The organism is Arsenicibacter sp. R0_47, from assembly GCF_057652235.1.
On record NZ_JBYFCJ010000041.1, the window covers coordinates 1 to 11,037 of the forward strand.

Annotated in this window: 4 protein-coding genes; 1 reads left to right on the forward strand and 3 read right to left on the reverse strand. The window is 51.5% G+C overall.

All coding sequences use genetic code 11. The annotated features are described in order from the left end of the window. The 3 genes from AC23NW_RS33110 to AC23NW_RS33120 form a co-directional block, all read right to left on the reverse strand. A partial coding sequence (locus AC23NW_RS33110) for a beta strand repeat-containing protein (protein ID WP_487454935.1) occupies positions 1 to 5,390 on the reverse strand: 5,390 nt, incomplete at its 3' end. A gap of 1,186 nt (positions 5,391 to 6,576) precedes the next feature. Next, positions 6,577 to 9,609 carry a T9SS type A sorting domain-containing protein gene (locus AC23NW_RS33115; protein WP_487454936.1) on the reverse strand — a complete coding sequence of 1,011 codons (3,033 nt, stop codon included), beginning with the start codon at positions 9,607 to 9,609 and terminating at the stop codon, positions 6,577 to 6,579. 342 nt (positions 9,610 to 9,951) lie between these two features. Then, positions 9,952 to 10,164, reverse strand: a complete 213-nt coding sequence (locus AC23NW_RS33120; protein ID WP_487454937.1) for a hypothetical protein — start codon at positions 10,162 to 10,164, stop codon at positions 9,952 to 9,954. Positions 10,165 to 10,569: 405 nt separating this feature from the next. Between AC23NW_RS33120 and AC23NW_RS33125 the strand changes: the two genes are divergently transcribed. Beyond that, positions 10,570 to 11,031 (forward strand): hypothetical protein, encoded by a 462-nt coding sequence (locus AC23NW_RS33125; protein WP_487454938.1) that lies wholly within the window; start codon positions 10,570 to 10,572, stop codon positions 11,029 to 11,031. Positions 11,032 to 11,037 lie beyond the last annotated feature (6 nt).

Here is an 11,037-nt window from a genome sequence, read left to right on the forward strand (position 1 = left end):
GCCGCAGGAGCCGAAGGCGTAGCAGGCTGAGCGTTGATCGTCAGGATCGTAGCCCCGCTGATACAGCCAGCCGCATTCTTAGCCGTTACGTTGTATACACCTGCCGACAGAGCCGGGAAGCTGGTCGAGGCCGAGTAGTTCAGACCGTCGATGCTGTAGGTTTCACCTGCAACACCCTGAATGCTGATCGTACCCGTTGCGTTGGCGCAGGTCGGCTGAGCCGATACCGTAGCCGCAGGAGCCGAGATCACACAGTTCACATTCACTGTCACAACGGCATCGTCACAAACAGTCGGAGCGGCAGGGTTGCACACCGAATAGGTGAAGCTAACTGGCCCTACTGTGTTTGGCGCAGGTGTATAGGTGATTGTACCGTCTGGATTCACCGAAGCTGTACCTGTAGCTGGCTGACCTGTAATAACCGGGGTAGTTGTACCCGGGCTGTCGTTGGTCAGAACAGGCACCGTAACCGGCGTACCCTGTGGCGTACTTGCGTTGTCGTCGTTAGCCGCTACTGCGTTTGGCGTAACCGTGATGGTCACTACAGTCGTTGCCGACTTGGTAGCATCCAATGGGTTAGCAATCGAGTAGGTATAGCTATCCGGACCAGCATAACCAGCATTCGGCGTATAGGTCACTGTGCCGTTAGCGTTCACCACCACTGAACCATGAGCCGGGTTGCCGATGATGGTTGGGTTGGTTGTGCCCGGGCTGTCGTTAGCCAGTACCGGAGTCGTTACCGCAGTACCCTGTGGGGTCGTCGCGTTGTCGTTCACTGCCGTTACTGCCGTTGCATTCACCTGTACCGTTACAACGGCATCGTCACAAACAGTCGGAGCGGCAGGGTTGCACACCGAATAGGTGAAGCTAACTGGCCCTACTGTGTTTGGCGCAGGTGTATAGGTGATTGTACCGTCTGGATTCACCGAAGCTGTACCTGTAGCTGGCTGACCTGTAATAACCGGGGTAGTTGTACCCGGGGTATCGTTGGTCAGAACAGGCACCGTAACCGGCGTACCCTGTGGCGTACTTGCGTTGTCATCGTTAGCCGCTACTGCGTTCGGCGTTACGTTCACTGATACCACTGCTGTAGCCGACTTGGTTGGATCAAGCGGGTTGGCAATCGAGTAGGTATAGCTGTCAGGGCCTACGTAGCCAGCATTCGGCGTGTACGTCACTGTGCCGTTAGCGTTCACCACCACTGAACCATGAGCCGGGTTGCCGATGATGGTTGGGTTGGTTGTGCCCGGGCTGTCGTTAGCCAGTACCGGAGTCGTTACCGCAGTACCCTGTGGGGTCGTCGCGTTGTCGTTTACTGCCGTTACTGCCGTTGCATTCACCTGTACCGTTACAACGGCATCGTCACAAACAGTCGGAGCGGCAGGGTTGCACACCGAATAGGTGAAGCTAACTGGCCCTACTGTGTTTGGCGCAGGTGTATAGGTGATTGTACCATCTGGATTAACCGTTGCCGTACCTGAAGTTGGCTGACCGGTAATGGTCGGGATCGTTGTACCCGGCGTATCGTTTGTCAGAACAGGGATTGTCGTTGGCGTACCCTGTGGGGTCGATACATTGTCATCGTTAGCCGCTACTGCGTTTGGCGTAACCGTGATGGTCACTACTGCCGTTGCTGACTTAGTAGCATCCAATGGGTTAGCAATCGAGTAGGTATAGCTATCCGGACCAGCATAACTAGCATTAGGCGTGTAAGTCACTGTACCGTTAGCGTTCACCACCACTGAACCATGAGCCGGATTACCGATGATGGTTGGGTTGGTAGTGCCCGGGCTGTCGTTGGCCAGTACCGGAGTCGTTACCGCAGTACCCTGTGGGGTCGTCGCGTTGTCGTTTACTGCCGTTACTGCCGTTGCATTCACCTGTACCGTTACAACGGCATCGTCACAAACAGTCGGAGCGGCAGGGTTGCACACCGAATAGGTGAAGCTAACTGGCCCTACTGTGTTTGGCGCAGGTGTATAGGTGATTGTACCATCTGGATTAACCGTTGCCGTACCTGAAGTTGGCTGACCGGTAATGGTCGGGATCGTTGTACCCGGGCTGTCGTTGGTCAGAACAGGCACCGTAACCGGCGTACCCTGTGGGGTCGATACATTGTCATCGTTAGCCGCTACTGCGTTTGGCGTAACCGTGATGGTCACTACTGCCGTTGCTGACTTAGTAGCATCCAATGGGTTAGCAATCGAGTAGGTATAGCTATCCGGACCAGCATAACTAGCATTAGGCGTGTAAGTCACTGTACCGTTAGCGTTCACCACCACTGAACCATGAGCCGGATTACCGATGATGGTTGGGTTGGTATTGCCCGGGCTGTCGTTGGCCAGTACCGGAGTCGTTACCGCAGTACCCTGTGGGGTCGTCGCGTTATCGTTCACTGCCATCACTGCCGAAGCGGAAATGTTCAGGCTCACAATAGCCGTAGCACAGTTAGCGGGTTGAGCAGGGTTACAGATTTGATACGTAAACTGATCGGTGCCGACATACCCGACTGCCGGATCATAATTAATCGTACCATCTGCATTGACCACTACCGCACCATGCAGCGGATTAACCGTCACAACAGGAAGCGTAACGTTAGCTGTTGTCGCCTGTACACCAGCGTCAGAAAGGTCATTGGCCAGTACACTGATCACTGTACCCGTTCCCTGAAGCATCGTTGCGGCATCATTGGTCGCTAACGGAGAACCGGCAACCTTAATAAATACCGTCACAGAGGCATCCGCCGACTGACAGCCATTCTCTGTACAGTTAACCGTATAGGTCGTTTGTACTAATGGATTGACTGTAATCGAAGCACCATTCTGACCAGTAGACCATGTATAGGTCCCTGCACAACCTGTAGCCGTCAGAACCGATGGATCTCCGGCAAACACAGTCGTTGGGTTAGCAGAAACGGAAGGAGCTGCCGGCGTAGCTGGCTGAGCGTTGATTACAAAGGAGCCATTTGCTGAGGTACAACCCGTAGCGATTTCACGAACCGCGATAGAGTGGTTACCAGCCGCAATACCAGTGAACGCAGGCGAAGCCTGGAAAGCACCACCGTCAAGGCTGTATTCGAAGCCAGCACCGTAGCTGTTAGCCGATGCAGAACCCGTCGCCACCGCGCAGGTTGGCTGAGCATTTACCGTAATTGTCGGCGTTGCAGGCGCAGAAGGCTGTGCATTAATTACCACCGATGTTGGAGCGGACACGCAACCAGCCGCATTCCGGGCAGTTACATTATACGTACCAGCACCCAGAGCGGCGAACGTTCCTGAAGCCTGATAGTTTACACCGTCCACTGAATATTCAGCACCAGCCGGAGCCGATACCACGATTGTACCAGTAGATACGGCACACGTTGGATGCTGGGTAGCTGAAGCCGTTGGAGCCGCTGGTGTAGCTGGCTGAGCGTTGATTACAAAGGAGCCATTTGCTGAGGTACAACCCGTAGCGATTTCACGAACCGCGATAGAGTGGTTACCAGCCGCAATACCAGTGAACGCAGGCGAAGCCTGGAAAGCACCACCGTCAAGGCTGTATTCGAAGCCAGCACCGTAGCTGTTAGCCGATGCAGAACCCGTCGCCACCGCGCAGGTTGGCTGAGCATTTACCGTAATTGTCGGCGTTGCAGGCGCAGAAGGCTGTGCATTAATTACCACCGATGTTGGAGCGGACACGCAACCAGCCGCATTCCGGGCAGTTACATTATACGTACCAGCACCCAGAGCGGCGAACGTTCCTGAAGCCTGATAGTTTACACCGTCCACTGAATATTCAGCACCAGCCGGAGCCGATACCACGATTGTACCAGTAGATACGGCACACGTTGGATGCTGGGTAGCTGAAGCCGTTGGAGCCGCTGGAATTGGGTTTACCGTAATCGACAAACCATTCGATGGGCCAGACGTACCACATGTTTCAGTACAGGTTGCTGTCAGCACAAGGCTTGAAGCCGGCGAAATTGTCCGGGTAGTACCCGCACCGCCATCTGACCATGTAATAGTACCCGTACAACCGGCAGCGGTCAGGTTGATTGACCCACCCGCGCAGATATTAGTCTGATCCGCCGAAATCGTTGGAGCCGTAGCCGCAGGAAGCGTACTGAACGTTAATCCGTTTGACGGAGAAGACGTGCCACAACCTGTCGAGCAGGTAGCCGTAATCGTTGCCGCCGAGTTTACTACATATGTCCGGGTAGCACCCGAACCACCATCTGACCAGCTTACTGTACCCGCGCAGCCTGCCGCTGTCAGGTTCACTGTCGTTCCAGCGCAGACATTGGTTTGATCGGCTGAAATCGTAGGAGCCGTTGGCGCAGGAAGCAGTGTAAAGGCGAGACTATTCGATGGTCCTGAAGTACCGCAGGCATCCGAGCAGGTTGCCGTCAGTGTACCAGCCGCATTCACCACATACGTCCGGGTAGCACCATTGCCACCGTCCGACCAGTTTACCGTACCGGTGCAACCAGCCGCCGTCAGGTTCACTGTCGTTCCAGCACAGACATTGGTCTGATCAGCTGAGATCGTAGGAGCCGTTGGCAACGGATTCACCGTGATACCAATCACATTTGACTGACCTGATGTACCACAGGCATCCGTACACGTTGCTGTAATTGCCAGACTGGCCGCAGGGGTAATGGTCCGCGTAGCACCGACACCGCCATCTGACCAGTTTACCGTTCCCGTGCAACCAGCAGCCGTCAGATTGACGCTACCACCCGCACAAATACCAGCGGTGTTGGCTGAGATCGTTGGAGCCGTTGGCAACGGATTCACCGTAATGCCGGCTGTCCCATTCGGACCTGAACAGCCATTTTCTGTACAGTTTACGGAATAAAGTTGTGATGCAGCTGGGCTAACCGTAATTGAAGGACCGGTTTCGCCGGTTGACCACGTATACGTTCCATTACAGCCGGAAGCTGTCAGTACAGTTGACTGGCCTGCACATATTGCATTTCCCAAACTTGATGATACACCTGGCGAACCGGGAATCGGATTGACTGTTACTCCTGTCGAAGCAGGACCCGATGTTACTCCGCTGATTGTACAGGTAACCTGATAGTTCTGAGAAGAAGCAGGGCTGACCGTAATCGAAGCCCCATTTTCGCCCGTTGACCATGTATACGTTCCTGAGCAACCCGAAGCCGTCAGAATAGACGACTGGCCCTGACAGATTGCCGCTGGTGAAGCAGAAACCGTTGGGACTGGTACGTTAGTGACCGTTACGGCAACGCTACCCGCAGGTGACGTACAGCCATTGTATGAACAGGTAGCTGTATACGTAATATTTCCCGTAGGTGAATCCGTAAAACTGGCACCACTACCAACCGGTGACCAGTTAAGCGTTCCAGGGCAACCTGTAGCACTGATATTAACTGACTGACCCAAAATTATATTGGATGCACTTGCCGATACGGCTGGAGCCGAAAGGTTTATTACTTGTACTGAAGCAGAGGAAGAACCGGTATTTAAGCCATAGCTGTTTGTACAAGTTCCAGTATAAGTAATGTCACTAGTTGGCGAATCTGTAAACGCTTGTCCGCTACCTGTTGGGGTCCAGGATACTGAACCTCCTGCACAGTTTGCAATTGACACATTAACCGACTGACCGATACAGATCGGGGAAGGAGTAGCCGTAACTACCGGAGGAGTACAACCTGTAGCGTCTACGGTAACCCATTCAGGGGCGGCAGCAGAACAAGGATTTGCATCTATTCGCTGACGTTCTACCGTATTGCCGTTACACTGGTAATTGTTTGTCCATTGCCAGTCTGGTGTTGCAGGTGAAACTGTAATCTGGAACGGAGCAGGATCAGAAGCACAACCCCAAAGTCCGTCTGAACATGAAGGACCCACATCGAATGTCGAAAACAATGTAAACGAAATCGTACAGGATGAAACACCCGGACACGATTGACCATCAGCCCAAATGATATTGGCTACACCTGAGCCGGTCTGGCAATTAGAACCGGTCACCGTCAAGGGGACACCGTTACAGGCTGTTGTTGGCCCTGTTACCGTCATTACCCGTGGTTTAGGCCTGACATCGTATGTTACTGCTGCCGGAGCAGAAGTTCCTGAACCATCTGTACATGTTGCATATACAGTTTCCTGAAATGTATTCGGAAATACATCCTGACCGCCCGAAAGTGTAAATGTACTATTACCCTGACTTGGGCCAATAATGCCCTGCCAGTCTACAGTACCTCCATCACACCCCGTTGCGGTCAACCACACGAAGTTATTCGGACAAATAGATCCTGCTCCGGGAGAAGGACTTGCCGATAAGTTCGGTGGTGCTGGTTGTGCATAGCTTACTACGCCAACCAGAAGTAAGAAAAATATTAAAAAATGTTTCATACCAATTGTTTAATAATAGAAACAACAACACGCGTATAAGCAAGCATTTACGGCCAAAAGAAGAGCAAATCAAAAGGGTGATAAAATGAACGTTTAATGTTAATTTTTAGCTGTCTGATTCTACGTCATTGGATCGGAGGTTAGTTGGTGAAGATTAATTACTACTCGCTTCGGTCAAGAAGCCCCCCACCCGTGAGCGGGGGGCTTCAAGGTCTTATCTGCGGATTACCTTACGCGTTGAGCGCGTACCCGCATTCTGAATATCAATGATGTACATACCAGCCGGAGCGGTGGTCAGGTCAATCGTGTAAGGGAAGATTACCTTTTCATGAGCCTGGATCGTTTCTCCTTTCAGGTTCACTACGTTCAGTACTTCAGCCGTTTGGTTTGTAGACTTGACGGTGATCTGATCTGCCGTTGGGTTCGGATAGACCACATAGTCGTATCCATCAGCTTCCGGGGAAATGGCAATTCGGGCGACGAACTGTGGACAGTTGACAGTAAATGTATTACTGAGCTGAAAGGTTGAACCCTGTACCCGGGCCGTCAGGGTTACATTGCTGCCGGTACGGAATGCCTGGGGTAGTGCCAGGGAAAAGCCATGAGCGCCATTGCCTTTCCCTGCGTTCTGCAAATCAGAGCGATAGTTAGAAGCCAGGGTTGTAACACCGGTACTGACACCATTTTTGTAGAACTCAATCGTTACAGCACTATTCGGATTGTTTTGGTCCCAAATCCAACCACCGACACCATTACAGTTGCTGTAATCGAGGAATCCCTCATAGTTGCCATTGGCTGTTGGCGTTGTTGGAATGGTCGGCGTTGTCGGCGTTGTGGAGCCTCCCCCGTTGCAGTATCCTTTCCAGTCGAAGCTATAGGTTACTGTTTGACCATTGTATGACCCATTCAGTGTCATTGGTCCCCAGTCTGACAGGGGGCGAACCGTGTACGGACCGGCAGTAGTAGTCGGGTTGGTAATCCCTGCCGCCCAGTATAGTACCTGACCGGCAGGGCCGGTTGATTTGAAGGTGAACGCACCTGTTGAACAATTATAGTCCGGCTGACTCAGCGCAAATGAACCCGTTGGCGTTGTTGGAATGGTTGGCGTTGTCGGCGTTGTCGGCGTTGTGGAGCCTCCCCCGTTGCAGTATCCTTTCCAGTCGAAGCTATAGGTTACTGTTTGACCATTGTATGATCCATTCAGTGTCATTGGTCCCCAGTCTGACAGGGGGCGAACCGTGTACGGACCGGGGTTCGTGGTTTGTCCAGTAATGCCTGCCGCCCAGTATAGTACCTGACCGGCAGGGCCGGTTGATTTGAAGGTGAACGCACCTGTTGAACAATTATAGTCAGGTTGAGTCAGGGCAAATGAACCGGTTGGTGTTGTTGGAATGGTTGGCGTTGTCGGCGTTGTCGGCGTTGTCGGCGTTGTGGAGCCTCCCCCGTTGCAGTATCCTTTCCAGTCGAAGCTATAGGTTACTGTTTGACCATTGTATGATCCATTCAGTGTCATTGGTCCCCAGTCTGACAGGGGGCGAACTGTGTACGGACCGGGGTTCGTGGTTTGTCCAGTAATCCCTGCCGCCCAGTATAGTACCTGACCGGCAGGGCCGGTTGATTTGAAGGTGAACGCACCTGTTGAACAATTGTAGTCAGGTTGAGTCAGGGCAAATGAACCGGTTGGTGTTGTCGGCCCTTCTGGTGCGGTCGGGGTTGTCGGCTGTGTAGAAGTAGGCCCAACAGGGCCACCATCAGGTGTACCTGAACCGGAACCATAAACCTGGAATGGGTCAGAGCTTTCACCGGCAATGTAAGGATTCACCGAACATACCCGCAGACGATAACGACCATTGGCCCAATTGGGAATATTAACATTAATATTGTTGCCCGAACCAGTACCCAGATCAGCCAGTATCTGACCACCTTCAGTAAGGATTTCTACCTTATATATATTGTCGCGGGAAGGAGCCGTTGTTTTGAAGGGAACACTGACATTAGTTGAGGCACCAAAGCCAAATGAAATCTGACCATTTACATGAACGTATCCAGTGGTGATCAGACCTTTTGACGACGGGATTGAGGGTTGTATACCTCCGAAGAAACCACCATTCAATTCGTTGTTCCAGGCATTAGCCAGTTCACGGGCACCCGGGTTCTGATCGTTGTCGTGTGACTGATCGGCGAAGTGAAGACCATCGTGCGGACGGTAATAAGAACCAGTCATATTGTCCGTATTCGGCCCTGACCAGTTATTGCTTTGTCCGGCCAGCATATTCTGGGCGTTAATGATATTCTGATCGCGTTCCGGTTGACCTACGCGGCCAAACATCGGTGTGGCCGGGAAATAAGATACTTTGGCAATTACCCACGAGAGGTTCCCGCCTGGCATTTGTGAGCGCGACTTATTGATTGCCGCCATAATGTTGTTAAAGTAGCCCTGAGTCGAATTGGCGTTGTTGTCGCTTTCACCCTGATGCCACAGAACAGCCCGGCAACCCGTCCGGCGGAGGTAGTGCAGGATAGCGGCACCGAGGGCGTGGTAAGGACCATTGTTGACAAGATTCAGGGCACCGCCGATATTCACCGCACCATTTGCGGCATCGGCCCACTGTTGCGATGAAGAGCCGGGTTGAGCGGCACCGAAGAACATCACCGGAACGCCCAGTTTCTGAGCAAGCAAATCACCCAGTTTACCCCACATGAAAACAGGAGAAGTAGGAGCCATGTTAGAGCCGGGGCCAGCCTGCTGAAAATTCATCGGCAGATCGTATTCCGAGAAAGAGCTTGGGTTCTCCGTGCGGTAGCTGGCAACGTTTACGCGGTCGTCATACGAAGCGGCTTTATTCCAGTTGGAACCCCACGAATTGGACTGACCAGCCGTAACAAATACCTCCCCTACCCCGATGCGTTCAGTACGCAGAATGGTGCCGCCGTTAATCTGTACTTCGAGGTCGTACCAGCCGCCTTGTACGTTATATATATAGCCCTGGAAATAGCCCTGTGAAACGCCTTCTGAAATGGGCTGCCAGCCGGTCGTTGAACCGCCCTGACGTGAGACCAGCCGAGCCTGGACACTGGAGGAGTTTACCGGACACAAACCGGCGATTGGGACGTTGGCAACATTGGCGTTGTTGCGCTGATAGACCATCCGGCTTACCGGATTGGTAATCTGAAACTGGGCATAAGCGGTCATTCCGCTCAGCGTACACCACAGAATCAACAGGGTGGCGATAAATGTAGATTTCATTTTTAGACAGTCAATAGTGAATGGAAAAACAATAGAAAAGCGCACAGAAAGCCCAATTAGGCCAGAACTATAATCAAATGATTTAAGTACAAATGAGAGTAAAAAGCCTGGCGAATCCGCCCGTTTGGAGGGGGATGTAGGAATCCAAGACATCATGAGGTAGCGTAAAAATTAGGCTATAAGCTCGTTTTCTCGTTACTAACTGGGTGTTTTCCGTAAAATGGCTACAGAATGAGCCGGTTCGGGACTTCGTTTGTCTACGTCTTTGGCTGATCTGTTGACAACTCCATTGTCATGGATAGTCTATTAGTAGATCATGCCAACAAATATAAAGCAATTATTTTATTTATATAGCAATCTATCACACAAAATCATTTGCTTTTTCACATCTGGTGCGCCGGTAATTTTCCCGGAAAGCCGGGACGGTTCGAGCTTCACTTGGCGATCCGGCTGTTGGGGCAGTGAACAAGTACTCCTGCCGGAAAATCCCTTAATTCGTTCAGTTTTGGCCGGAATGCTGGATTCCGTATCGGTTCCATGTCTGTTTGCGATCATGGATAAAGGTCGTTATCCGGTATACGGGCCGAATTCCCCTTATAGGCTTCAAACTACATAGTTTGTTTATCGCCTTCATTAATAAAACAACTGCTTTTTCTATTTTGTTCATTCAGTATGAGTTTTTTTGTAACATTTTTTATCATTATTAATAAACAAATGCCTGTAAATCAGTGGTTTGAATCAAGTTGAAGGCTACTAAAGCCACCCTGGTTCTTTCTATGAGCAATTTTGAGCATTCAAGTTAATGCCTTTTTTGTCAATATTTAAAAAGAAAGATTTATTTTTGACAAAAGTAGAAGAGATGGCCCTATTTAGCCCGTTTTTGGTCCATTGCATAAGGCGAGCCAAACCGGTAAATAGTATATAGAATAATCAATTTTTTAATTACTACCGATAGAAACAATGGAAGACAATGCTGTAGAGGTTGAAAGCGCCGAGAGCGAACTCAACAAAATAAAGTTCCTGCTTCCCAACGAAGCCAATATTTTCGGTCGTCAGGACGAAGCCCGCTGGTTTCTGATTCTGCGGATCGTAGATGAACAGACGATTCCCCGGCTTTTGGCCGTCGAGAATACGGATGAACGCCCGGTGGCATTAATGAGTCAGGAGGAAGCCGAGGAACTCGCCCAACCCTTCGCCCTGGAAGCCTTTGAAGAATTCCGGTGGTCTGGCCGCAAAGAGCCTACCCTGTATTTTAAACTGGAGCACTGGGTGAACAGTTACCAGGTTCGCTGGCAGCGGGTACTGGATATGCTCAATCTAAACGACGAAAACCTGTCGGCCATGTTTAACCAGCCGGTCGATGCCCATAACTTGACCGCCGAGCAGCTACACGAAATCATGTTACGCTATATGGGCGTTTAGCCGGTA

Excerpts from the sequence above, each read along its gene's own strand:
- AC23NW_RS33115 (WP_487454936.1), bottom strand. The coding sequence starts at position 9,609 with ATGAAATCTACATTTATCGCCACCCTGTTGATTCTGTGGTGTACGCTG.
- AC23NW_RS33120 (WP_487454937.1), bottom strand. The coding sequence starts at position 10,164 with ATGATCGCAAACAGACATGGAACCGATACGGAATCCAGCATTCCGGCC.
- AC23NW_RS33125 (WP_487454938.1), top strand. The coding sequence starts at position 10,570 with ATGGAAGACAATGCTGTAGAGGTTGAAAGCGCCGAGAGCGAACTCAAC.